Annotated in this window: 15 protein-coding genes; 5 read left to right on the top strand and 10 right to left on the bottom strand. The window is 63.6% G+C overall.

The genetic code is table 11. From position 1 onward, the window contains the following. Positions 1 to 89: 89 nt before the first annotated feature. Positions 90 to 977, bottom strand: a complete 888-nt coding sequence (locus CXP40_RS03875; protein WP_106732661.1) for a PA4780 family RIO1-like protein kinase — start codon at positions 975 to 977, stop codon at positions 90 to 92. Positions 978 to 1,065: 88 nt separating this feature from the next. Next, complete coding sequence (locus CXP40_RS03870; protein ID WP_106732660.1) at positions 1,066 to 1,953, bottom strand: LysR family transcriptional regulator; 888 nt, start codon at positions 1,951 to 1,953, stop codon at positions 1,066 to 1,068. A 100-nt stretch (positions 1,954 to 2,053) separates the two neighbouring features. On the opposite strand from CXP40_RS03870, the gene CXP40_RS03865 reads away from it, so the two are divergent. Continuing rightward, positions 2,054 to 2,695 carry an NAD(P)-dependent oxidoreductase gene (locus tag CXP40_RS03865; RefSeq protein WP_106732658.1) on the top strand — a complete coding sequence of 214 codons (642 nt, stop codon included), beginning with the start codon at positions 2,054 to 2,056 and terminating at the stop codon, positions 2,693 to 2,695. 55 nt (positions 2,696 to 2,750) lie between these two features. Next, the gene (locus tag CXP40_RS03860; protein WP_106732657.1) at positions 2,751 to 3,041 is read left to right on the top strand and encodes a DUF2218 domain-containing protein; all 291 of its coding nucleotides are present in this window, start codon (positions 2,751 to 2,753) and stop codon (positions 3,039 to 3,041) included. 4 nt (positions 3,042 to 3,045) lie between these two features. Here CXP40_RS03860 and CXP40_RS03855 read toward each other — a convergent pair whose 3' ends face one another. Beyond that, positions 3,046 to 3,789 carry a 5-oxoprolinase subunit PxpA gene (locus CXP40_RS03855; protein ID WP_106732656.1) on the bottom strand — a complete coding sequence of 248 codons (744 nt, stop codon included), beginning with the start codon at positions 3,787 to 3,789 and terminating at the stop codon, positions 3,046 to 3,048. 228 nt (positions 3,790 to 4,017) lie between these two features. Between CXP40_RS03855 and CXP40_RS03850 the strand changes: the two genes are divergently transcribed. Then, positions 4,018 to 6,243 carry a TonB-dependent receptor domain-containing protein gene (locus CXP40_RS03850; RefSeq protein WP_106732654.1) on the top strand — a complete coding sequence of 742 codons (2,226 nt, stop codon included), beginning with the start codon at positions 4,018 to 4,020 and terminating at the stop codon, positions 6,241 to 6,243. 248 nt (positions 6,244 to 6,491) lie between these two features. Here CXP40_RS03850 and CXP40_RS03845 read toward each other — a convergent pair whose 3' ends face one another. Continuing rightward, entirely contained in the window at positions 6,492 to 7,655 is a 1,164-nt protein-coding gene (locus CXP40_RS03845) for a type III PLP-dependent enzyme (RefSeq protein ID WP_017678861.1), read from the bottom strand. 436 nt (positions 7,656 to 8,091) lie between these two features. After that, entirely contained in the window at positions 8,092 to 10,620 is a 2,529-nt protein-coding gene (locus tag CXP40_RS03840; protein WP_177429624.1) for a sulfite reductase flavoprotein subunit alpha, read from the bottom strand. A 236-nt stretch (positions 10,621 to 10,856) separates the two neighbouring features. On the opposite strand from CXP40_RS03840, the gene CXP40_RS03835 reads away from it, so the two are divergent. Next, the gene (locus CXP40_RS03835) at positions 10,857 to 12,440 is read left to right on the top strand and encodes a peptide chain release factor 3 (protein WP_106732651.1); all 1,584 of its coding nucleotides are present in this window, start codon (positions 10,857 to 10,859) and stop codon (positions 12,438 to 12,440) included. Positions 12,441 to 12,478: 38 nt separating this feature from the next. Here the strand turns inward: CXP40_RS03835 and CXP40_RS03830 are convergent, their stop codons facing one another. After that, positions 12,479 to 14,896, bottom strand: coding sequence for a membrane-bound PQQ-dependent dehydrogenase, glucose/quinate/shikimate family (locus tag CXP40_RS03830; protein ID WP_106732649.1), 2,418 nt, complete (start codon positions 14,894 to 14,896; stop codon positions 12,479 to 12,481). A 382-nt stretch (positions 14,897 to 15,278) separates the two neighbouring features. Between CXP40_RS03830 and cobB the strand changes: the two genes are divergently transcribed. Continuing rightward, on the top strand, positions 15,279 to 15,986 hold the full coding sequence (gene cobB, locus CXP40_RS03825; RefSeq protein WP_106732647.1) for a Sir2 family NAD+-dependent deacetylase: 708 nt from the start codon (positions 15,279 to 15,281) through the stop codon (positions 15,984 to 15,986). Positions 15,987 to 16,148: 162 nt separating this feature from the next. Here cobB and CXP40_RS03820 read toward each other — a convergent pair whose 3' ends face one another. The 4 genes from CXP40_RS03820 to ptsP all read right to left on the bottom strand — a co-directional run bounded on the left by CXP40_RS03820 (position 16,149) and on the right by ptsP (position 23,992). Next, a complete protein-coding gene (locus CXP40_RS03820) occupies positions 16,149 to 18,329 on the bottom strand; it encodes a hypothetical protein (protein ID WP_106732645.1) in 2,181 nt (726 codons plus the stop codon). 147 nt (positions 18,330 to 18,476) lie between these two features. After that, the gene (locus tag CXP40_RS03815) at positions 18,477 to 20,198 is read right to left on the bottom strand and encodes a fructose-specific PTS transporter subunit EIIC (protein ID WP_106732644.1); all 1,722 of its coding nucleotides are present in this window, start codon (positions 20,196 to 20,198) and stop codon (positions 18,477 to 18,479) included. Positions 20,199 to 20,210: 12 nt separating this feature from the next. After that, a complete protein-coding gene (pfkB, locus tag CXP40_RS03810) occupies positions 20,211 to 21,131 on the bottom strand; it encodes a 1-phosphofructokinase (protein ID WP_106732643.1) in 921 nt (306 codons plus the stop codon). Further along, positions 21,131 to 23,992, bottom strand: a complete 2,862-nt coding sequence (gene ptsP / locus CXP40_RS03805; RefSeq protein ID WP_106732642.1) for a phosphoenolpyruvate--protein phosphotransferase — start codon at positions 23,990 to 23,992, stop codon at positions 21,131 to 21,133. The genes pfkB and ptsP overlap by 1 nt, the downstream gene beginning before the upstream one ends. Positions 23,993 to 24,279: the final 287 nt, after the last annotated feature.

Raw genomic sequence — 24,279 nt, 5'->3', positions numbered from 1 at the left:
TGCAATCCGGGGCATTTGAGCGCCACCTCCAGAAGTGGCTAGGCCTGTAAAGCCAGGTGCGCACGGCGCACCCTACGCAGTTGCGCCGTTCAGCGCATCCAGGGCGGGATCGGTTCGGCGTCCTTGGGTTCGTCTTCGGCGTTGAGCAAGGCCTGCTTTTTCGCTTCCTCGGCCAGGGCGGCCTTGATCTCGCGCATCACCGCGTCGATGTCGGCAGCGTCTTCGGGTTCGGCGAATTCGCCGGTCAGCTGCGTATCGGGCAGCAGTTTGCCGGCCTCGTAGAGTGCCCACATTTCCTTGGCGTACTTGGTGTACTTGAGCTCGGGAGCGAACTGGCCAAAGTACTCGGCCATGTTGCGCACATCGCGCTCGAGCATGCTGAAGGCGTGGTTGTTGGCGGCGGCGTCCACGGCTTGTGGCAAGTCGATGATCACCGGGCCTTCGGGGCCGAGCAGCACGTTGAATTCCGACAAGTCGCCGTGCACCAGGCCGGCGCAGAGCATCTTGACGATTTCCTGGATCATGAAGGCATGAAACTCACGCGCATCATCCGGGTGCAGGTCGACGTCATTTAGCCTCGGTGCGACATCACCCTCGCCGTCGCCCACCAACTCCATCAGCAGCACGCCGTCGAGAAAGTCGTAAGGTTTGGGGACTCGCACGCCGGCATTGGCCAAACGGAACAACGCGGCGACTTCGGCGTTCTGCCACGCGCTTTCCTGCTCCTTGCGACCATATTTGCTGCCCTTGGCCATGGCCCGTGCCTGACGGCTGCCACGCACCTTGCGGCCTTCCTGATACTCGGAAGCCTGGCGAAAGCTACGTTTGTTGGCTTCCTTGTAGACCTTGGCGCAGCGCAACTCGTCGCCGCAGCGCACCACATAAACCGCTGCTTCCTTGCCGCTCATGAGCGGTCGCAGCACCTCGTCCACCAGGCCGTCTTCGACCAGGGGTTCAATACGTTTGGGCGTCTTCATCGGTGTGGATCACGGGTCCTTTTTGGCCAGAGGCGGACTTTCAGGGGCCATCCTCTCACAGCGCGGGGCAGATGCCGACTCCCTCTGTTCAGGCACTGACCAGATGACGCCTGAGCGCCTCGATGGCATAGCGCACTTTGGCCGGCTGAGCGTCGCGCCGAGGGGTAACGATATGCAGGCCGATGGGTTCCAGTTGCCAATCCGGCAGCAGCGACAACAGCTCGCCGCGAGCAAGCAGTTCACGGATTTCCGGCTCAGGCTGCAACGACACGCCCATACCCGACAGGGTGAACTGGCGCGCGGCCAGGATGTTGTTGCAGCTGATGCGCGTCTCCAGCCGCAGGCGCTGCTGTGCTCCACCAGGGCCATGCAAGGTCAGGTGCTGGCTACGCTCCAGATGCAGACCGATCCAGTCGAGCTTGAGCAACTGCGACGGTTCGACGGGTAAGCCAACGCGGGCCAGGTAGGCTGGAGCTGCGCACAGGATCATGCGCCAGTCGGTCACGTAACGAGCCACCAGACTGGAGTCCTCCTGGCGGCCGACACGGATGGCCAGGTCGATACGTGATTCGATCAGGTCAATCTGCTCATCGTGAAAGAACAGGCTCAGGCTCAACCCCGGATGGGCACCGAGCAACGGCGCCAGCGCTTCGCTCAGCAACGGTCCGGAAAACCCGACCGGGGCGGCGACACGCAACTCGCCCACCGGCGCATCACGCTGCTCGGCCAGGCGCTGCTCGGCTCGCTCGGCCAGTTCGACTATCTGTCGGCAGCTTTCATAGAACTGCGCGCCGGCCTCGGTCAGGGTCAGTTTGCGTGTGGTGCGGTGCAGCAACGTGACGCCAGTGGCCTCCTCCAGTCGGCGCATCTGCTGACTGACCGCAGAAGCCGTCATGCCCATGGCTTCGGCAGCTGCCACCATCGAGCCCTTTTGCACCACGGTAGCGAACAATGCCATGCGCTTGAGTTGCTCCATTATGAAGCCCTGCTTAATTATCAAAGTGCATAAGGCCACTTTTTCCAGACTTTATCCAGCGGTGATCATGTATCAACCATCACCTACCAAGGATTACCTCATGAAGATCGCTCTGATCGGCGCCACTGGTTATGTGGGCGCACCGCTGCTGCAAGAGGCATTGAACCGCGGTCATCAGGTCACCGCACTGGTACGCCACCCGCAAAAGCTGAGCGCGCATCCGCAGCTGAACTCCATTGAGGCGGACGTTCACGACAGCACAGCGCTGGCCGAGCAGTTGCGTGGCCATGACGCGGTGATCAGCGCCTTCAACCCGGGCTGGGGCGTGGCAGAGATTCGTGAACAGTTCATAGCCGGCAGCCGCTCGATCATCGCGGCGAGCAAGCAGGCTGGCATCAAACGCCTGCTGGTTGTCGGCGGTGCCGGCAGCCTTTATGTCGCCCCTGGCGTGCAATTGATCGACACCCCGGACTTTCCTGCCGAGTACAAGGAAGGCGCCGAGGGCGCACGCCAGGCGCTGAACATGCTGCACGAGGAGGCTCAGCTAGAGTGGACCTTTCTCTCGCCCGCCGCCCTGCTCGTTCCGGGGCCACGCACAGGCAAATTTCGTCTGGGTCACGACGAACTGCTGATGAATGGCGATGAGCCGGGCAGCATTTCGGTTGCCGACCTGGCCGTGGCGCTGATCGATGAAACCGAGCGACCGCAGCATATCCGCCAGCGTTTTACCTTGGCGTACTGAACCGAGCGCTGACGCAGGCGACCGCTCCGAACGCCAATAAACCAGAGGAATGTCCATGACTCCATTCAGCAGCAGTGCCTTCGTCGCAACCGACATCCCGGCGCGCTATATCAGCCGGCTGTGCAAGCACTTCGCACACAAGATCCCGGTCAGCTTCGATGAACAACAGGGGCGCATCGAGTTCGGCGCTGGCCTGGCGACCCTGAAAGCGGAAAACCAGGGCCTGCGCCTGCTGGTTGAAAGCACCAACAGCGAGGACCTGCATCGCCTGGAAGGCGTCGTCGGCAGTCACTTCGAGCGCTTTGCCTGGCAGGAAGAATTGACCCTGGACTGGCAGCCCGACTGATTGCTCAGAGCGCATCCAGCCGCGCACGCAAGCGGCGCAGCACCGCCAGGGACTCGGGATTGTCGCCATGCACGCAGAGGCTGTCGGCCCGCAACCGCAGCGGCTTGCCATCGATATCGGCAAACGGCTCGCCGCTGGCAATGGCCAGCGCCTGGCCAAGGATACGCTCGGGCTCCTGATGCACCGCGCCGCTGAGACGGCGTGGCGCCAGCTGCCCATCTGACAGGTAGGCGCGGTCGGCGAACGCCTCGAACATCAGCGGCACATCGGCCTCGTCAGCCAGACGCAGCTCCCGGTCATTGTCAGCCAGCGCCAACACCATCAGCGGCAGGCCCTTGCGGTAGCTGGCACAGGCATCCAGCACCGCCATCAGCAACGCATCGTCACGCACCAGATCGTTATAAAGCGCGCCATGCGGTTTGACGTAGGCCAACTGGCAACCGCGCGCTCGGCAAAAGGCATCCAGCGCCCCGACCTGATACAGCACCAGTGCGCGGACCTCCTCCGGCGAGCACTGCAGATGACGCCGACCAAAGCCTTGCAGATCCGGATAGGACGGATGCGCGCCAATGCTCACGTCATGCGCCACGGCCAGCTCGACACAGCGCGCCATGATCAGCGGATCGCCTGCATGGAAGCCGCACGCCAGGTTGGCCTGATCGATCAGCGGCATGGCCAGTTCATCGTCGCCCATGCGCCAGGCACCGAAGCCCTCGCCCATGTCGCAGTTCAGGAGAATACGGTTCATTGCGGCAGCTTAGAACGCCCGGAAAGCATGCGTAAAGCCCGCTCAACACTCGAGAATTAATCGCATTTACAAAATTTACATCTGCTTGCAGCCCAGTCGCCACGGCCTCTCCAGCCTGATGACATGGATACCAGCATCATCTGCAATTGAACCTTATATGCAAATCACTATCATCCCGGCCGTCTGCAACCGTTACGACTGCACTCTCTTACCGCCAGGAGTAGATCGATGTCCGCCCTCAATTCCCGTACCGCCTTGGCCAGCGCCATTGCCTTGGCCGCCAGCTTCGGCGCCCAGGCCAACGAGCCCATCGCTCTGGGCGACGTGGTCGTCAGCGCCTCCGGCTTCGAGCAGAAGATCACCGAAGCCCCCGCCAGCATCAGCGTGATCAGCCGCGAAGAACTGCAGCAGAAGCGCTACAGCAACCTGGCCCAGGCATTAGGCGATGTGGAAGGTATCGACATCGGCCAGGGTACTGGCAAGACCGGCGGGCTGAATATCAGCATCCGCGGCATGCCCAGCCAGTACACCCTGATCCTGATCGACGGCCGCCGTCAGAACGCTGCCGGCAACGTCACGCCCAATGGCTTCGGTGAGACGTCCACCAGCTTCATGCCACCGATGTCCGCCATTGAGCGTATCGAAGTGATTCGTGGGCCAATGTCGACCCTGTATGGTTCGGATGCCATGGGTGGCGTGATCAATATCATCACCCGCAAGGTCGGCAAGGAATGGGCTGGCTCTTTGACCCAGGATTACACCTACCAGGAAAATCGCGACTTCGGTGATACCCGTAACACCAGCATCTACGCGAGCGGCCCGCTGATCGAGGACCTGCTCGGCTTGCAGGTACGGGGCAGCCTGTTCAATCGCGAGGAGTCCGACCTGAGCTACGGCAACGGCGTGGATGTCAGCAAGCGTGGCCCCTCTCCAGTCGATGGCCGTACCAACAATCTGGGAGCACGCCTGACTCTAACTCCTCATGAGAATCACGATTTCGGCCTGGATATTGAACGCGGCCGCCAGAAGTACAACAACGACGAATGCCAGCTCGGCAGCCTCGACGGCCAGAACCGCGACTGTACTGCCAGCGCTACCACCGCCAATGGCTATGCCGACGAGCTACGATTCGAACGCGAGCAGATCGCCTTGACTCACACAGCGCGCCTGGGTTTCGGGACTCTGGACTCCAGCCTGATGCACAATCGCACCGAAACCATCGGTCGTACCATTCCAGGTGACATTATCGGCAATAGCTCCGGCATCCCAGGCACGCTAATTGGTGATGATCGTGATCTGGAGACAACCAACCTGGTTTTCGACAGCAAACTCGTAGCCCCAATAGGTGAGTCGCACATTGCCACCCTCGGCGGTCAGTGGTGGAAAGCCGAAATGACCGACGGCATCGCCCTAGATGATTTCGAACAGAAAACCTGGGCAGTCTTCGCCGAAGATGAATGGCGCTTGCGTGATGATCTGGCCCTGACGTTGGGCGCGCGCTATGACGACCATGAAGCCTTCGGCGGCCATGTCAGCCCGCGTGCCTATCTGGTATGGAATACCACGGACAGCTGGACACTCAAAGGTGGTATCAGCCGTGGCTACAAGACTCCGGATCTGAACGACCTGCATGGCGGCATCAACGGCGTCACCAGCCAAGGCTCCGTCATCACCATCGGCAATCCTGACCTGAAACCGGAAACGACTACCAGCACCGAGTTTGGTGTCTACTTCGACAGTCTGTCCGGCTTCAATGCCAACGCCACTCTGTTCCATAACAAGTTCAAGGACAAGATCGCCACCGGAGATCCAGTTACTGACCCCCTGTGCAGTGGCAACCCAGCAAGTGGCGGGCTTCCAGCCGGTACCTGCTCTCAACAGGTCAATATCGACGAAGCGGTGACCCAAGGCCTCGAGCTGGCCGCCAGCTGGAACTTCGCTCCGGCCTGGACGCTGAGCGCGAACTACACCTACACCGACAGCGAGCAGAAGAGCGGCGACAACAAGGGTGAGCCGCTGACTAATACCCCGGAACACCTGGCCAATGCGAAGCTGGCTTGGCAGACCACCGATCGCCTGAACCTCTGGCTGAAGAGCGAATACCGTGGTGAACGTGCTCGCTTCACATCGAAGTACGAGAACCTGGCCAACACCAACGGCAGCTACTCCACCAACCAGTCGATCTACGACACCCTCGGCAAGAACACCAAGGCCTATACCCTGTTCCACCTCGGTGGCTCGTTCAAAGCCTCGGAAAACGTGACGCTCAACGCAGCGATCTACAACTTGCTCGACAAAGACTTCGTCAAAGGCAAGGCCTACACCACTTACGCCAATAGTGGTGCAGCCAATGGCACGGCCTACGGTACGGACTATATCCAGAGCACCCAGTCCACCACTGGTGTCATGGAAGAAGGTCGTCGCCTGTGGCTGTCGGCAGTGATCGAATTCTGACCACAACCGCAACAAGCAAAACGCCAGCCCTTGGGCTGGCGTTTTGCTTTCTGGTCAAACCGAATACCGAACCCTTCGCTGGCCGAAGCCTATAGGGATGCCAATGCTCTGCCCCGCAAAGTCGACGTAATAACCGTCCCTGTGCTCATTGGGGCGCTCTATCCCGCTAGTTAATCTGCAAATACGGCACCTGCCGCCAGAAATGCAAACGCCCACACGAGGTGGGCGTTCATGGCCTGCAGTGGCGCTTACAGGTAGTAAGACTTCAGCGGCGGGAAGCCGTTGAACTCCACAGCGCTGTAGCTGGTGGTGTAGGCACCGGTGGACAGCCAGTACAGGCGGTCACCGCTGGCCAGGTTCAGCGGCAGGCCGTACTTGTAGTTCTCGTACATGATGTCGGCGCTGTCGCAGGTCGGGCCGGCGATCACCACCTCTTCCATCTCGCCCTTCTTCTCGGTCCAGATGGGGAACTTGATGGCTTCGTCCATGGTTTCGATCAGGCCGCTGAACTTGCCCACGTCGGCATACACCCAACGCTCGACGGCGGTACGCGACTTGCGCGCCACCAGTACCACTTCCGATACCAGCACACCGGCGTTGGCGATCAGCGAACGACCCGGCTCGAGGATGATTTCCGGCAGTTCATCACCGAAGTCTTCCTTGAGGAAGCGGGTGATTTCCTCGGCGTAGGTTTCCAGGTCATTGGTGCGCTGGATGTAGTTGGCCGGGAAGCCACCGCCCATGTTGATCATCTGCAGGGTAATGCCGTCTTCTTCCTTGAGGCGCTCGAAGATCACCTTGACCTTGGCGATGGCTGCGTCCCAGACATCGATGTCGCGCTGTTGCGAACCGACGTGGAAGGAGATGCCGTAGGGCACCAGGCCCAGTTGCTTGGCCAGGATCAGCAGGTCCAGGGCCATGTCCGGCTGGCAGCCGAACTTGCGGCTCAGCGGCCAGTCGGCGCTGGTCGAGCCTTCAGTGAGAATACGCACATAAATCTTCGAGCCCGGCGCGGCCTTGGCGATGTTGCGCAGGTCGGCTTCGGAGTCGGTGGCGAACAGGCGCACGCCCTTGTCGAAGAAGTAACGAATATCGCGGGATTTCTTGATGGTGTTGCCGTAGCTGATGCGCTCGGGGCCGACACCGGTGGCCATGACCTTGTCCAGCTCGTAGATCGAGGCGATGTCGAAGCTCGACCCCTTGTCGCGCAGCAACTCGATGATCTCGGTGGCCGGGTTGGCCTTGACCGCGTAGTAGATCTTGGCGAACGGGAAGCAGTTGCCCAGCTGATCGTAGGCATCGGCGATGATCTGACGGTCGATCACCACGAACGGGGTTTCGTGCTGATCGGCGAACGCCTTCATGCGCTGGAAAGTGGCGGGTGCGTAATAGTCTTCGACCTTGATCGACATGCTGGGGACTCCAATGGCAAAACCGGGAACACATTGATTCGGGCAGCAGAACCGCTTACAGGTTCCGCTACGTGTCGGGGCTGGCCGCGCTAAACGCTGGCCTGAACGTCTGACAGTTTCCCCACTTTGGTTCGCCTACTTCCCAAGGCATGTCGCCGAGCATCACCGGTACCGACCATAAGCCGGCCGGCAACCTCTCGTCGTCAGTACTTGAGCCGGATGGATCGTTTCCAGCATGGACGTTCGGGCGCGGACTTTAAGACCATGCGCCCCTCAGATCAACCGGAAATTCCTGCTAATTTCATCTCGTTCCAGATATCACACAAAACGTTCTGAAATGCTGAACAGGCGGGGCTTTCAGCCAGTTTGGCGCAGCCGTGTTTCAGTGCCATTGCAGCACCTCACGGCGAGCGGCTTGCACCGCTCGCCCACCGGCTCAATACACGTCGCGCCGATAGCGCCCTTCCTCGACCAGATCGTCCACCGTCTCATCGCCAAGTAGCTCACGCAGCACCGCATCGACACCGCCGGCCATGCCTTGCAGGCTGCCGCAGACATAGATCGCCGCGCCCTCGGCCAGCCAGGCACGCAGGCGCTCGTGCTGCTCGCGCAGCAGAGCCTGCACATAGCGTTTCTCGGCCTGGTCGCGGGAGAACGCCAGATCCAGGTGCTGCAGCTCACCCCTGCTCAGCGCCGCTTCTATCTCCTCGCCACAGAAGAAATCCTGGGCGCGGTTACGCTCGCCGAACAGCAGCCAGTTGCGTGCCTGCCCTGCCAGGATACGTGCGCGCAACAGCGAGCGCAGGCCGGCCAGGCCGGTGCCGTTGCCGATCAGGATCAACGGGCGGTCATCCTCAGGCAGGTGGAAGCCGCTATTGCGTCGTACCCGCGCCAGTACCTGACCACCCTCGGGCAGGTACTCGGTCAGCCAGCCGGAGCCAAGGCCCAGACTGCCATCGGCTTGCACGGCCTGACGCACGATCAGTTGCAGCACGCCATCGGCGGCGACCGAGGCGATGGAATATTCCCGCGTGCCCAGCGGCACCAGCGCATCGATCAACGCCTGAGCGTGCAAGCCAACCAGGTGAGCGAAGCTGTCCGGCAATTGCCGTTCGGCCAAGGCCTCGCTCAGGCTCGTCGTCTGGCCATCAAGCACTACCGGCTCAAAGCCGCCGAAACCGGAGTGCTGCAGCCAGGCTTGCACCCGCTCATGTGCATGGCGCGGGCGAATCTCCAGGATATCGCCGGCTTGCCAGGTACTCTGTGCAGGCGGTATGAGGCTGATGAAGAACACCGCAGCACCCTGACTGCCTGGATTGAGCAGACGTCGCTCGACCAACGGCCAGTTCTGCCACGGCATCTCCTCGAAGCGAATCGGCGCGGCGCCGGTCAGCTCGCTCAACTGCTGATGCCAGTGCTGCAGGGCGGCCTGGTCGTCGCCGTCGACCTCAACGCTGTCGAACAGGCGATGCGCACCCTGCAACCCCAGCCAGTCGTTGATGCGGCGGGCGAAACCGCAGAAATGCTCGTACTGCCGATCCCCCAGCGCCAGCACGGCATAACTCAACTGCCCCAGCGGCAGCGAGCCACCCAGCACCTTGCGCTCGAAGCCCTGCGCGGCATCCGGCGCCTCGCCATCACCGAAGGTGCTGACCACGAACAGCGCCTTCTGCGTGCGGCTCAGGCTGTCAGCGTCGAGGCGCGAGAGCGGCTCGACCCGCACCGGGATACCCGCAGCCTGCAACTGCCCGGCACTCTGCCAGGCCAGTTGCTCGGCGAAGCCACTCTGGCTGGCGAAACCAACCAGCCAACCCTCGCCAGAATCGCCGCCCTTCAAGGCACCACGTGCAGCCAGCGCCGCGCGCTTCTTGCGTCGACGATCCAGGTACAGCAGCCAGCCAGTGACGAAGAACAGCGGCATGGCTCCGGTAGCCAGCATCATCAGGATACGCCCTGGCATGCCGAAGTACTCGCCGACGTGCAGCGCATAAATGCTGGCCAGCAGCTGCGCCTTGAAGCTCTTGTCGGCGTAGCGTTCATGGCGGCTGACTTCGCCACTTTTCGGATCGATCTGGAACTGGTTCAAGGCGCGCACATGCTCGGCGCCATCGAGTACATAGAAGACCGTCGCCGGCTGACCGGCCACCGGCGGTAAGCGCAAGTTCCAGGCAACCAGCCCGGAGCCGGCAGTTTGTTGGATGCTCTGCCACACAGCGTCGTAGTCAACTTCCGGCGCAGGACCGCTGGGCACCTGACGGCCGCCACGACCACGCTCACCGCGCTGCTCGGGCAGGGTATCGGAGAGCATGCGTGTCAGTCCGTCGCGGTACCAGTCATAGGACCAGTACAGACCGGTGAGGCCAGCACAAAGATAGAACAACAGCGCCCAGGTGCCGGCGATTGCGTGCAGATCCCAGTTGAAGCTGCGGCCTTTCTTCTTCCAGTCCAGGGTCAGCCAGGTGCGCCAGCTCAAAGCCTTGCGCGGCCAGCGCAAGTACAGGCCAGAGAAACAGAAGAACAGCAGCGCCAGCGTGCTGGCAGCGGTGATCTGCTTGCCTACCTCGCCCATTGATAGAAAGCGGTGCAGCATCAGCATCAGGTGGAAGAAATCCTGACCAATGGGCTCGGCCAGCACCTCCCCGGTGTAGGGGTCGAAAGGGATGCGCGGCCCGCGGCGCTCGCCCGGCGGTGGCATAAGAAAAGCAGTGCCAGGCCCGTCATGGCGACCGTCGACCCACAACGCAGTAACACGATCAGCGGTAACGGCCTCGATCTTCGCAGCCAACTCGCCTGGCGTGAGATGCCCCTGTGCACTGGGCTGGATCTGCCAGCGCTCGGCGTTAAGCGCCCGGGTTATCTCGCCCTCGAAACTATAAAGGGCGCCGGTGATCCCCATGACGGCCAGCACCAAGCCGGCACTGATACCGAAGAACCAGTGCAGCTGGAAGATGATTTTCTTGAACACGACGGAGCCACCCTTACCCTGACCCACTGCGACGGGCGGCTACTCTATATGGGAATAATTTTCATAACCATTCATTTACGCGATATTTACGCATCTACTGCACGGCCCGTCAGCATCACCTACCGGCCCACCTGAAAACCGATGGCCGCTCTCCGCCAGAGCGCACAGTTATCGGTATAATCCCGCGTTTTACGGGTGCCAAGGCACCCTCAACGACTCCATCCAGGCACATATTCATGACCACCCAGGCCGCCGAAGTCGCCAAGCGCCGTACTTTCGCCATCATTTCCCACCCGGACGCCGGTAAAACCACCATCACCGAAAAGCTGCTGCTGATGGGCAAGGCCATCGAAGTGGCCGGCACCGTGAAGTCGCGTAAATCCGACCGTCACGCTACCTCCGACTGGATGGAGATGGAGAAGCAGCGCGGCATCTCCATCACCACCTCGGTGATGCAGTTCCCGTACCGCGAACACATGATCAACCTGCTCGACACCCCCGGCCACGAAGACTTCTCCGAAGACACCTACCGCACCCTTACGGCGGTGGACAGTGCGCTGATGGTGCTCGACGGCGGCAAGGGCGTCGAGCCACGTACCATCGCCCTGATGGACGTCTGCCGCCTGCGCGACACGCCCATCGTCAGCTTCATCAACAAACTCGACCGCGACATCCGCGACCCCATCGAGCTGCTCGACGAAATCGAGGCGGTGCTCAACATCAAGGCCGCGCCGATCACCTGGCCGATCGGCTGCTACAAGGACTTCAAGGGCGTTTACCACCTGACCGGCGACTACATCATCGTCTACACCCCGGGTCACGGCCATGAGCGCACCGAAGCCAAGATCATCCAGAATCTGGATTCCGACGAGGCGCGTAGCCACCTCGGCGACATGTACGAGCGCTTCGTCGAAGAGCTGGAGCTGGTGCAGGGTGCCTGCCACACGTTCGAGCCAGACGCCTTCCTCAAGGGCACGATGACCCCGGTATTCTTCGGCACCGCACTGGGCAACTTTGGCGTCGATCACGTACTCGATGCCGTGGTCGACTGGGCGCCGCGCCCGCTGCCGCGCGCCGCCAACGAGCGCAACGTGGAGCCGACCGAGGAGAAGTTCTCCGGCTTCGTGTTCAAGATCCAGGCGAACATGGACCCGAAGCATAGGGACCGCATCGCCTTCATGCGCATCTGCTCGGGCAAGTACACCCAGGGCATGAAGATGCGCCACGCGCGCCTGGGCAAGGACGTGCGCGTCGGCGACGCGCTGACCTTCTTCTCCAGCGAGCGTGAGCACCTGGAAGAAGCCTATGCCGGCGACATCATCGGTCTGCACAACCACGGCACCATCCAGATCGGCGACACCTTCACCGAAGGCGAGAACCTGGGCTTCACCGGTATCCCGCACTTCGCCCCGGAACTGTTCCGCCGCGTACGCCTGAAAGACCCGCTGAAATCCAAGCAGCTGCGCCAGGGCCTGCAGGAACTGGCCGAGGAAGGCGCCACTCAGGTGTTCTTCCCCGAGCGCAACAACGACATCGTGCTCGGCGCCGTCGGTGTGCTGCAGTTCGACGTGGTCGCCAGCCGCCTGAAGGAGGAATACAAGGTCGAGTGCGCCTACGAGGCGATCAACGTCTGGTCGGCGCGATGGATCGAATGCAGCGACGAGAAGAAGCTCAAGGAGTTCAAGGACAAGGCCTATGAGAACCTCGCCGTCGACGGCGGTGGCCACCTCACCTACCTGGCCCCGACCCGCGTCAACCTCAGCCTGATGGAAGAGCGTTGGCCGGAGGTGAAATTCCGCGCGACGCGCGAGCATCACTGATCCATCGAACAAGGCCCGCTCTGCGGGCCTTGTGCTATCTACTCATCCTCCTCCAGCGTCCAGGCCACCAGAGAATCGCCCAGGCGCGTACCGAACGAGCCGTGCCCGCCGGCCATTACCACCACATATTGCTTGCCGGTCTTCTCCGACACGTAGCTGATAGGCGTGGCCTGGCCGCCAGCCGGCAGCCTGTCCTTCCAAAGTTCCTCGCCGGTGCGCATGTCGTAGGCGCGCAGGTAGTAGTCCAGCGTGCCGCTGAGAAAGCCCAGACCACCAGCAGTGACCAACGGGCCGCCGAGGTTCGGCACGCCGACTGTCAGGGGAATGCCCAAGGGGGCACTGTCGCGGCTGGTGCCATTCTTGCGCTGCCAGACCTTGTCCATGCTGCGCAGGTCCACCGCCGTGACAGTGCCCCATGGCGGCGCCTGGCAAGGCAGGCCGAGGACCGAAAGAAACGGCTTCAGGCTGACCATGTAAGGCGCGCCACGATTGGGTTGCAGACCGGTTTCGCCACTGCCATAACGAACATCCTGCGCCTCCTCGCGCTTGACCAGACGCGACACGAACGCCAGATAGTTGGGCGCGCCAAACAGAATCTGCCGCTGCGGGTCGACCGCCACCGATGGCCAGTTGAACACGCCGACGTTGCCCGGGTAGATCAACGATCCCTGCTCCGATGGCGGCGTGAAGTCGCCCTCGTAACGCAGGCGATGGAACTGGATGCGGCAGATCAACTGATCGAAGGGCGTACCGCCCCACATGTCGCGTTCGCGCAGCGGCTCGTCAGGGGCATAGCTGAGTTTTGATGCCGGCTGGGTCGGCGCGGTGAAGTCGCCCTCCACCGTACCCTGCGGCACCGGATGCTCGCTGACCGGCACGATGGGCTCACCGTTGCGCCGGTCAAGCACATAGAGATCGCCGCGCTTGGTCGGCTGGATGATCGCCGGCACCGGCCCATCAGCGCCTTCGATATCCACCAGGGTGGGCTGAGACGGCAGGTCGCGATCCCAGAGGTCATGATGCACGGTGCGGAATTCCCAACGCACCTTGCCGGTTTCCAGGTCCAGCGCCACCAGCGCCGCGGTGAAACGTTCGGCCTCGGCGCTGCGCTGCACACCCCACTGATCCGGCGTCTGGTTGCCCATCGGGATGTACACCAGGCCCAGTGCCTCGTCCGCCGTGGCGATGGTCCAGGAGTTTGGCGTGCTGCGCACGTAGGTCTCGCCGGCTGGCAGCGGCTCGGTGGCATCGGGGCGGCCAGGGTCGAAGTTCCACACCAGCGCACCGGTGCGTATGTCGTAGGCACGGATCACTCCACCCGGCGAATCCACCGAGCCGTTGTCGGTCACCGAACCACCGACTATCACCAGCTTCTCGGTGACCACCGGTGGCGAGGTGGGCAGGTAGATGCCCAGCGCATCGTCGCCCAGGCCCACCTTGAGGTCGACCATGCCGGCCTCGCCAAAGTCCTCGCACGGCTTGCCGTCATGCACATCGAGCGCGTACAGCGTGGCATCGTTGGTCGGCAGGAACAGTCGCTGGGTGCAGCGCGCTGTTGTCGCTGGCGAAGGCTCCGGCGCCGCGCCATCTCGGGCGGCAATCAGTGGGCCGCGATAGGCTGCCGCATCGTGGTAAGCCAGACCACGGCAGGTCATGTGCTGGTAATACTCGGCCTGACGGTTGATCGCCGGGTCGAAGCGCCAGCGCTCCTCGCCGGTGTCGGCATCCACCGCGATGGCGATGCTGTGCGGCGTGCAGATGAACAGGTTGTCACCGACCTTGAGCGGCGTCACCTGATTGGTAATCTCGCCGGGGTCGCCCTCACCGGGCAGATCCCTCGTGTGGAATTCCCAGGCTTTCTTCAGCCGCCCGACGTTGGCCGTGGTGATCTGCTCGGCACTGGCATAGCGCTCGCCACGCGACGAGCCGCCGTAGGCAGTCCATTCGCTGGCCGAACGACTGGCTGTCGCCACACCGGCAGCGGCCATGCGCGGCTCGTCGAAACGGCCGGGCAAGCGATGATAGTCCTGCGTCAACGAATAACCAGCCATGCCCGCTCCCAGCAGCAGGCCGATACCCAGCATCACGCTGGCACCGTCACGCCAGGGTTGCCCAGGCGCGATATGCCGGTTGATCCAGGGCAGCAGTAGCCACAGGCCGAGCACGCACCACAGGTCGATGCGCGGCGCCATCTGCCACCAATCGAAACGCACCTCGAAGACTGTCCAGGCCAGGCTCGCCAGCAACACCAGGGCATACAGCCACAGCGCCGCGCGCTGACGGCGATGAACCAGCACGCCCACCAACAGCAGGCCGAGGCCGGCCAGCAGGTAGTACCAGGAACCGCCCAGCCACAGCAGATAAGCGCCACCGAGCGCCAGCAGCGCGCCCAGAACGACTGTCGCCCAAACCGTAAGCGTGAAGCGCAGGAGCTGCGCCTTGTTGTTGTCAGTCATTGCTCGCTCCCCGAAACGCTGCCCCCGGAGATCGGGGCCGTGATCTGTGGATGCGAAGTGAGGGATAGAGTTCAGCGATTCTGCGAGTAAGGCTGCACTTGCAAAGCCGTATGCTGGACGTGTCGCCACCCAACGCTCTACAGAGTGTAGAAAAACCGGCTGCTAATTGATCAACAGGTGGCCATCTTTAGCCGTGCAGGACAAGCGGAGCAGATCCGGTTGCGCCAATAACCGCGTAGGGCGGGTGCAACCCGCCATTGCCGACTGACCAACATGTAGGGTGTGCCGCGCGCACCAACACCTTTGCCCAGGTGCACGCGGCACACCCTACGGATTGGCAATTGGCTTAGAGTTGCAGCAATGCACCTGCTTCGGAGCCGCCATGCCCCATCCCAATATCGTCATTCTCACCGGCGCCGGTATCTCCGCCGAGAGCGGCATCCGCACCTTCCGCGCCGCTGACGGTCTCTGGGAAGACCACCGCATCGAAGAGGTGGCCACACCCGAAGGCTTTGCCCGCGATCCGGCACTGGTACAGCGCTTCTACGACATGCGCCGCGCGCAGTTGCGCGATGCGGCCATCGCACCGAATGCCGGGCACTTGGCCTTGGCCGAGCTGGAGGCTGCCTGGCAAGGCGAGTTTCTGCTGGTCACGCAGAACGTCGACAACCTGCACGAACGCGCCGGCTCCAAACGCCTGTTGCATATGCACGGTGAGTTGCAGTCGATGCTGTGCAGCAATAGCCAGCAGCGTTTTCCGCTGCTGGACGACATGCCGGTCACGCAGGCATGCACCTGCTGCGGCCTGGTCGGTACATTGCGCCCGGATATCGTCTGGTTCGGCGAGATGCCCTATCACATGGAACGCATCTACGACGCGCTGGAGCAGTGTGAGCTGTTCGTCAGCATCGGCACCTCGGGCCATGTCTACCCGGCGGCGGGCTTCGTCGAACAGGCGCGTCGCGCGGGCGCGCATACGCTGGAGATCAATCTGGAGCCGAGCCAGGGCCATTCGCTATTCACCGAGAAGCGCTATGGCCCGGCCACCGAGCAATTGCCCCGCTGGGTGGCGGAGCTGTTGGCGGGTTGAGCGGCATGACTGGCGCGTGTTGGCAGGCAACAGACTAGCCACGCCTTAGCACGAACGCCACCTCTCCCATTCATGGGAGAGGGTGATACAGACGACTCGGCGTTGCCGGATGCCCCTCTCCCCCGGCCCCTCTCCCGCAAGCGGGAGAGGGGAGACAAGCACCTACTGCGCAGCGTCCTGAACAGGCGCCACTGCCTCAGCCGGCACCTGCGGCTCCGGGCTGAACACCCCATTGCTCCAGGCGTAATACCCCACACCCAGCACGAGCAACAGCGCGATGATCCAGGGCCACACCACCGGCTTGTTGGCATAAGGATCGCGCAATGCGCGGTCGCTACCCTTGGGTATTGTCGCCATTTGCGTGAGCGCGGTGCCGAAGGGAATGCTGATGCGTGCCTGAGCATTCACCGCCCAGCCGTTACCATCGAGAATCGGCCCCAGACTGCGGCGGCGCAGCTTGAACCAGGCCAGCAGCATGGCCGGCCCGGAGATGGCCAGCAGCACACAGATAAACAGCAATGGAATCTGCCACCAGACCAGCGACAGAATCCCCGTGACCACTGCCGCCAGCGCCGTGCCCAGGGCACCGACCGCCAGTCCGATGGCCGCGAAGATACCGGCGAACTTGGCGATGTCGAACGCCGGGGTAGGCGTGACGGCTGGCGCTGCACCGGTTTCACCGACCTTGGCGGCGGTCTTGCTGACCATGTCGGCGTCACGACTGGCCGCAAGCTTCTGCACCTGATCGGAAACCAGCTTGGAAATACGCCGATACGGCGACCAGAACGCCTCGCGAATACTGATCGCATGCTGTACCACCTTGACCACCGTGGCATCCCAGTCGTTACCGTCGCGGTCGTAGAACAGCCCGTGGCGCCCCGCCTGCAAATCACCCTCGCTGCCGGCAGTCACCGCCACCACGATATTCAGGCTTTCCTTGCCGCGCACCGGCTCACCGCGACGGGTGCAGGCGCAGTAGAGCAGGAAGCAATCACTGGCCGCTGCCACCTTGGCGTGGGCTTCGACATTCTCGACCTCCACCACCAACTCGCAGCTCTTGCCGTCGATATACAGAACCCCGGCCTGGAAAACGGCCTTCTCGTGACGCGAATAGAACGTCTGGAAGGACACGAAGTTGCGCAGCAGTGTGACCAGGCCATGACGCAGGCGAATCAGCTTGTCCAGCTCGACCAACCCGTCCGCCGCTTCGGCCACGGTCTTGTCCTCTTCTACCAGCGCCAGCAGGCGCACTTCGGCGCCCTGCTCCACCAGTTCGAGAATACGGCCGCGTTCGAGCACCTCGGCAATCGCCACCTTCGGCGTCTCGGCGCGCCAGGCCAGGTAGTTGCCGCACAATGCGACCAGATGCTGCCACTGCTCGCGCGACAGGCTGTCCTGCTCGCCATACACCGGCACTACCACACGCTGGCGAAATTCATCGACTGCGCCCTGCCACGCCGGGTTTAGCCCCTTGCTCAGCGGCAGCTCGTCACCATGCTGCACCGTTGCCAACGGCAAGCCCGCGACCTCGCCGGCATCTGCCAGCGACAGCGATGCCAGACGCACCAGCTCCTCTTCCTTGGCATTCATCAAGGCGGCGGCACGCGGGTCGAACTCGGCCATGGCCACGCGGGTGAAGTAATCGTCGATCTTCGCGCGCACAGCGCTCAACGCTTCAACTGCCGTCACCGTGCCTTCACCGAAAGCATCCAGCCCTTGTTCGGCGGCGCGCGCATGCCAGGCATGCAGCTGACGCGCCTGATCGAAGAAGGCGGTGATCTGCTCGGCGCCGATGGCGGGCTCGCCACTGCGATCGGTCTTCGCCCCCAGGCAGGCGATGATGTCGGTGATGGCGGCCTTGAGCTCGGCATCGTCGGTCATGCTGGCAGGCACCAGGCCATCGCCATTGGATTCGTGCGGCGGGAACAACTTCGCCAGATCAGCGGTATCAGCCGGCGTCAGGCTCTCGGCATCGGACCGCCCGAGCACGCCCAGCAGGCGCCGAGCCGCCAGCCCCAGGCGTGTGCCTACGGCGTCGTCGGTGAGCGACGACAACTGCAGCGGTCCCTCCTGGAACAGCACGGCCGGATCACGCAGGCGTGCCAGCGTCCAATCCACCACATCGAGAATTTCCGGAGCACGGATACGACCGTCCTTGTTCAGGTCGATGTATTGCAGCATGCGCCGGTCCAGTTCCAGGTTGTTCACCGGGCAGGCCAGGCTGGCCCAGAGTTTCTGGTCCAGGCCGCGCAGAGCGGCGAGATCCGCCGGGGTTTCAAGTTGCACCTGATCGAAGCCACCGGCACGGAAGAAGCGCCAGCGATGCGCGAGAGCTTGGGTCATCGACAAAAGATCCTTTCTTTATGAGGGCGACTGCGCCACGCAGCCAAAGGGGGCCATCGCAGCGCATCGGCGCATAGCCCCCTTCAACAGACTCCTACTTGCCCGGCGCTGTTCAACTCAGTGTAACCGAGGCAACGGACCCTGCGCTTATTGCGCCCCAATCGCCAGCGGCTGCGCCTCAGGCTGCTTGATCAGCGCATACAGCACGCCGGTGAGCAGGCTGCCGGCGACGATGGCCAGCAGGTACAGCAGCGCATGGTTGATGGCGTTGGGAATCAGCAGCACGAACAGCCCGCCGTGCGGCGCCATCAGCTTGCAGCCGAAGTACATCGACAGTGCGCCGGTCAGCGCACCACCGGCAATGCTGGCCGGGATCACCCTCAGCGGGTCCTTCGCGGCGAACGGAATCGCTCCCTCGGAGATGAAGCACAGCCCCAGCACCCCGGCCGCCTTGCCGGCCTGGCGCTCGCTCTGAGCAAACTTGCGCCGTGCCAGCACGGTGGCGATGGCCATGGCGATCGGCGGCACCATGCCGCCGGCCATGGTCGCAGCCATCGGCGCATAGCTGCTCGACGCCAGCAGACCGACCGAAAAAGCATAGGCCGCCTTGTTGATCGGCCCGCCGAGATCCACGCACATCATGCCGCCGAGCAATGCGCCAAGCAGGATGGCATTGGTGCTGCCCATACTGTCGAGGAACTGGGTGAGCGACTGCAACACATCAGCCACAGGACTGCCGACGATATAGATCATCGCCAGGCCGGTGATCAGGCTGGCCAGCAGCGGGATGATCAGAATCGGCTTGAGCGCCTCCAGACTGTCCGGCAAGCGCACCCAGCGGGCAATGGCCTTGGCTGAATAGCCGGCGATGAAGCCAGCGACGATACCGCCGATAAAACCGGCGCCCAGCGAGCTGGCGAGCAACCCACCGATCATCCCTGGCGCCAGGCCAGGACGATCGGCGATGGAATAGGCGATGTAGCCGGCCAGCAGCGGCACCATCAGCTGGAACGCGGTCTCGCCGCCGATCTTCATCAGCGCAGCGGCCAGGGTGCCCTCCTCCTTGAACGCCTCGATACCGAAGACGAACGACAGGGCGATCAGCAAGCCGCCCGCCACCACCATCGGCAGCATGTAGGACACGCCGGTGAGCAGGTGCTTGTAAGGGCCAGATTTCTCGCTGCTGGCCGCATTGCCTTCGGCAGGCGCGGCCTCGCTCAATGGTCGCGCCTCGCTCAAGGCCTTTTCCAGCGTCTGCTGCGGCTGCTTTAGCGCCACCCCGGTGCCACAGCGGTAGACCTTCTTGCCGGCAAAGCGGCTGGTATCCACCTCGATATCGGTGGCCAGCAGCACAGCATCGGCAGCCGCGATGGCGGCATCGTCGAGCAGGTTGCGCGCACCGACCGAACCGCGGGTTTCCACCTGCAGGTCCAGGCCCATGCGCAATGCCGCCTGCTGCAGCGCTTCGGCGGCCATGAAGGTGTGCGCCACCCCGGTCGGGCAAGCGGTGACCGCGACCAGCCGGCGTCGAACACTGGGCACCGCCTCGGTGCTGTCAGCATGGGGCTGGGCGCGCTCGGCGGCGTCCTGCAGGAAACGCTGCGGGTCGGCCAGCGCCTCGGCCGGCGTGGCCTGCAGCAAGCGTTTGCCGGCGAAGCGGCTCAGCGGCAGCTCACCGGTCTTGACCACCAGCACCCAGTCGGCAGCGGCGATCTCGGCCGCGCTCAACGGCGAGCCAATCGCGCGCGCGTCATGCACCTCGACACGGGTTTGCCAGCCCAGACGCTCGGCGGCGGCCTGTAGCAGGCGCGAACACAGCACGCTGGTAACCTGGCCATTGGGGCAGGCGGTGACGATCAGCACATTCATGGTGGGTGCCTCTTATTTTTCTAAAGGGTGCAATTGCACGGCCGCTTCGAAGCGGGCCAGTTGCTCGCGATCATGGATACCGAAGCCGATCTGGGTGACCGCTTGCGCCGCCACAGCCGTGGCCAGGCGCAAGGTGCGCTCGGCCGGCCAGCCTTCGAGCAGGCCGTGCAGGCTGGCCGCCAGCAGCGAGTCACCGGCGCCGACCGTGCTGGCGACCTCGACACGCGGCGGCGTGGCGCGCAGGGCAATGTCCGGGCCGTGCCAGTCGACGCCGTCTGCGCCACGTGACAACAGCACGTGCTCGATACCCTGCGCACGCAGCGCCTGCACGGCGGCAGACAGGTCGCCGCCGCATACCTCGGCCAGTTCTTCTTCATTGGGTTTGATCAGCCAGGGGGCGACGCCCAGGGCCGCTTGCAGGGCCGCGCCACTGCTATCGACCGCCAGCGGCACTCCGCTGGCCTTGATCCGCCGCAGCAGGCTGGCGAACCACTCAGGCGTCACACCACGCGGCAGGCTGCCGGCCACCACCACGGCGTCATATCCGGCGAGCAATGGCTCCAGCTCATCCTGCAGACGTTGCAGGTGCTCGGTCTCGACCTGCGGGCCAGGGCCGTTGAGGTCAGTGATACAGCCGTCGGCTTCGGCCAGCTTGATATTGCTGCGCGTCTCGCCCGGCACACGGACGAACAGATCGTGAAAACCGCGCTTGTGCATCAGGCTCTCGAACGGCGCGGTATTGGCGCGGCCGAGAAAGCCGCCGACGCTAAGGCTGTGGCCGAGGTCGGCCAGCACCTGGGCGACGTTAAGGCCCTTGCCGGCGGCGTGACTGCGCAGCTCATGGCAGCGGTTGATCGCGCCGGGCTGCAAGCGGTCGAGACGCAGAGTCAGGTCCAGCGCCGGGTTCAGGGTCAGGGTCAGAATTCGGGCCATCAGTGCATCTCCGCCACCAGCGCACGCACGGCGCTGGCACTGTCCAGGGTCAGGGCACGGTCAGCCAGGGTTCGCGCCTGGCGGCTGTCCAACTCGCGCACGCGCGCTTTGACCAGGGCAATCGAACGCGGTGTCACGCTCAGCTCGTCCACGCCAAGGCCGACCAGTAGCGGCACGGCCAGACGGTCGCTGGCCAGCTCACCGCAGACACCTACCCACTTGCCTTGAGCATGGGCTGCGGTCACGGTCATCTCGATCAGGCGCAACACCGCCGGGTGCAGACCATCGGCCTGTGCCGACAGCTGCGGATGGCCGCGGTCGATGGCCAGGCAGTACTGGGTCAGGTCATTGGTGCCGATGCTGAAGAAGTCCACCTCGCGCGCCAGCACCGGCGCCAACAGCGCGGCCGAGGGCACTTCGATCATGATGCCGATCTGCAGGTCGCGCACGTCGATCTCTTCGCGCAGGCGCTGCACCATATCGCGCGCCGCGCGCCATTCCTCCACCGAGCCGACCATGGGGAACATGATGCGCAGCGGGCGGCCATCGGCCGAGGCGAGCAAGGCGCGCAGCTGGGTTTCCAGAATCTCCGGACGCTGCAGGCTCAGGCGAATGCCGCGCACGCCGAGGAAGGGATTCTCCTCGGCCGGCATCGGCCAGTACGGCAGCGGTTTATCGCCGCCGACATCCAGGGTGCGCACCACCAGCGGGCGACCGGCCAGCGCATCGAGTACGCGCCGGTACTCGCGCTCCTGCACGGCGTGATCCGGCGCCTGGGCATGCTCCATGAACACCAGCTCGGTGCGCAACAGGCCCACCGCTTCCGCGCCCAACTCCACGGCATCGGCGGTTTCGCCGCTGGCGCCGATATTGGCCGCCACTTCCACACGCACGCCGTCCTGGGTCTGCGCACCGTCGAAGCGTGCGGCATGCGCCTGCTCGCGACGCTGCTGCGCGGCCTCGCGCTCATGCAGCGCCTGATCACGCTCTGCCGCATCCGGGGCGATGCGCAGCAGGCCGCTGTCGCCATCGAGCAGCAGCGGCGTGCCTTGCGCCAACGCCAGCACACCATCGCCGGCACCGACCACGGAGGGGATCCCCAGGGCGCGAGCGATGATCGCGCTGTGCGCGGTAGCACCACCACGCGCAGTCAGGATGCCAGCGACGCGCTGGCGGTCGAGGCCAGCGACGTCCGACGGCACGACTTCGGCCATCACCAATATGTAGGGTTCATTCGGCTCGCTGGGCAGCTCGATACCGCAGAGGTGCGCCAGCACACGATTGCCGATATCACGCAGATCAGCCGCCCGTTCGGCCAGTAATGGGTCATGTAAGGCCTCCTGACGCTTGGCCGCCGCCTCGACCTCGACCTGCCAGGCCGATTCGGCGCTCGCGCCCTTGCCCAGGCGGCCGTCGACATCCTCGCGCAGCGCAGGGTCAGCGAGCATGGCCTGGTGGGCACTGAAGATTTCCCGAATGCTCGCCACGCCGGCGCCATCGACCAGGCGCTGAATCTGCGCAGAGACAGTCGCCAGAGCTGAATCCAGTCGCCCGCGTTCCTGCTCGACGCCCTGGCCCTGCTCGGCGAAATCAAAGATCGGCGGCGTGCGCACCAATGCCGGGCCGATGGCGATACCGGGCGAAGCACCGACCGCCAGCAAACGGCTTCCAGCGACAGGAGCGACGGCCTCGACTGGCTCCAGCTGCGCTGCGACTTCGGGCAGCGCTTCGCTCAACGGCTCGACCGTTTCCCCCAGACCACTTTCCAGTGCAGCGCGAATGGCCGGCAGCGCACTGTCGGCAATCGCCGGTTCAGCGCTGAATTCGAGCATCTGACCACGCCGCGCACCCAGCGCCAGCAGGCGGCTGAGGCTCTTGGCCGAGACCCCGGCGCCCGAGTCGCCGAGCAGGCGCACACGAATATCTCCGGCAAAACCCTGCGCCAGCTCGCTCAGCGCCTTGGCCGGTCGTGCATGCAGGCCATGGGCATTGAGCAGCGGCACACTCAGGCTGGGCCAGTCCGGCGGCACTTCACCGCCCAACGCCTCGATCACCTGGCGGCTGTCGCTGGCTTCACTGAACGCCGCCGCGCGGCCACCGATCAGCACATCGCACAGACGCTCCAGCGCCTGACGATGCGCCTCGCCCTGGCTGGCCAGGCAGAACAGGCCGCGCAACGCCTCACCGCGAAAGGTCAGCGACTGTGCCGGGGTGACGAAGGCCAGCCCGGGCCGCTCGACGCTGGTCTCGCTGTGCAGCCACCACAGGCCATCGCCCAGCGGTAGCGGCTCGCCACGCGCCAGCCCGAGGGCAAAACCGCTACGTGCGCAACCAGCCTTACGCAGCAGGCGTGCGCCCTGCCAAAGCAATTCATCGAAGTCTTCAGCCGGCTGCGCCAGCGCCACCAGTTGGCCGTCCAGTGCCAGCGCCTGCGGTGCGCCCTGCAGCAGCTCGAGTATCTGCGCCGGCTCGCGGGCTTCACGCAACGCCTGGCTCAGATCGCCCTCACCCAAGGCGCGGGTCAGCAGTTGCAGCAGGTGCAGGTGTTCGTCGGATTGGGCGGCAATGGCGATGGCAAGGTACACCTGCTGGCCGTTGCCCCAATCCACACCCGCGGGGAACTGGATCAGACTGACGCCAGTGCGCAGAACCTGATCGCGGGTCTGTGGCGTGCCATGGGGGATGGCGATGCCTTGGCCGAGGTAGGTCGAACCCTGCGCCTCGCGCGCCTGCAAGCCTTCGAGGTAAGCCGCAGTAGCCAGGCCGGCACTGGCCAGCGCATCGCCAAGCATGGCCAGGGCTTCGCCCTTGTCCGCCGCTGCCCGGCCCATCTGGATTTGGCTGGCATCGAGTTCGAGCATGGTGGTCTCCGACTTATTGTTTTGGCTAACAGACCGCTGAAGAACTACCTGCGTTGGCAATACTGCGTTAAAAACGACCTCAAAATGCTCATTTACAGCACGTAAACTGCGCTTTTTCGGTCGTTTTTGCCTTGTCTTGCCTGCCTCGCCTACGTTCTTCAACAGCCTGTTAAGACTAGGTGATGAATCGGACTGCTGAAACGTTTCATCAAACGCTGGCACCTTATCCGATAATGGGTGATCCTTGAAGCCCGGTCGTCGTCGAGTCGGTGTAGACTCCCCGCGCT

This window comes from Pseudomonas sp. YY-1 (assembly GCF_002843095.1).
Classification (GTDB): Bacteria; Pseudomonadota; Gammaproteobacteria; order Pseudomonadales; family Pseudomonadaceae; genus Aquipseudomonas; species Aquipseudomonas sediminis_A.
The sequence above is the reverse complement of the archived record's forward strand: the minus strand, read 5'-3'. Positions and strand labels throughout refer to the sequence as shown.